Origin of the sequence: Photorhabdus sp. CRCIA-P01 (assembly GCF_003545805.1) — a bacterium.
Lineage (GTDB): Bacteria > Pseudomonadota > Gammaproteobacteria > Enterobacterales > Enterobacteriaceae > Photorhabdus > Photorhabdus antumapuensis.
Window position 1 is genome coordinate 1 of the sequence record NZ_NMQR01000167.1, and the last position, 1,438, is coordinate 1,438.

A 1,438-nucleotide genomic window follows, 5' to 3' on the forward strand; every position below is an offset into this window, starting at 1 on the left:
CCGGATCAGTGGGTTTCTTACCTGCTTCAAAATGGTCCTTATCCAAATCAAAACGAAATCCCTGTTTAAATACCGCCGTCAGATCCCCACCGGCACTCAGTTTACCGATGATATTTTCCTGACGGTCTTTTATCGCCTGCGTTGAAAAATTGTTGCCGGTCAGGGTGAGGTTTTGTGCCGCGCTTAACTCGCCAACATTGTTTATCTCGTCAACGGTAATGCGGCTGTTTTTACCTGCGGTAATGATCGGGTGGCTTTGCCCGGCCGGATTGACGTTATCCAATTTGGTTGCTTTAAGGGTGACATCCCCCCCCGCCCGGATTTGACCCTGATTGTGCAATGTTTCCGTGGTCAATCTCAGATGTTGACCCGCCTGCACATGGCTTTGTGCCGCCGTTTCAATGGCTTTACTGTTGATATTGATGTCCGTTTTGGCGTGGACCTCCCCCAGGATAATTTTACCCTCGGCGGTTAAACGGATAGCGTCTTGGGTTGCGGTTAAGTTAGTGAGATTAACCCCAACGCCCTTTTCAGTGGCCACCAGCCGGATTTTATTGGCATACATGCCGCCTAAGGCTTTGGTATCAACCGCCAATTGCGGTTTAGCGCCTTCTCCGGTGATGGGTTTAACCGTGCCGTCTTTTAAATTGAGGCGGTTAGCGCCTTGCGTCAGCGACAGGTTATTCGCCTGAATTTTTCCATTTAATACCGTTGCCCGGCTGATGATATCGACATAATCCGTCGTCTTGCCGTCCAGCCCTTTGCCGCCAATGGTGATCTGGCCTTGTTTAACTTCTAATGCTTCCAGCGCCCCCTGTTTGTCAAACTGGGGTTTCCCGGTGGTCAGGGTGGCGTTGGCGGTATTAATAAAACCACAGCCATCACAGGTTATGCCGTTGGGGTTGGCGATCATTACGTTGGCTTTATTGCCGACAATTTCCAGCTGACCTTGCAGCTCAGAGCGCCCGTTGCCGGTGACTTCGTTAATAATCAGTTCCGCCGCTTTATCTTTCAGGTTAGGGTTGGCGTTAAGTTGTCCGGCCAGTTGTGATTGCGCTACCTGAGTGGCGTTATTGAGTACGGCGCCYTGAGTGGCAACGTTAAACTCTTGRTAGGTGTTGTGGGATATCCCCGCGTCATTCGGCRCGGCGATATTCACCACCGGGACATTACCCTGATGTTGGACCTGCGTTTGGCTATTATCCGGCGTGATGCCGGCGGCGATAGCCGGATGAAGGGGATAAACGGCGGTAAGGTAAATTAAAAGATAACTCGTGGCCCTGACCAACGGGGTGCTGCGCTTATCCATCGTACTCTCTCTTTTCTTAAGTTAATCGGGCTTCGGTGATGAAACGGTAATCTTTCCATAGAAAATATTGATAATTTGATAGTGATATAAGCAAACTATTCTAATGTGTGATTAATTTATTGTCTGAAT

General features: G+C 49.5%; 1 protein-coding gene. It reads right to left on the bottom strand.

Translation table 11 applies throughout. The annotated features are described in order from the left end of the window. Positions 1-1,309: two-partner secretion domain-containing protein (locus tag D3222_RS24555; protein WP_118988349.1), on the bottom strand; the 1,309-nt coding region annotated here is incomplete at its 3' end. Positions 1,310-1,438 lie beyond the last annotated feature (129 nt).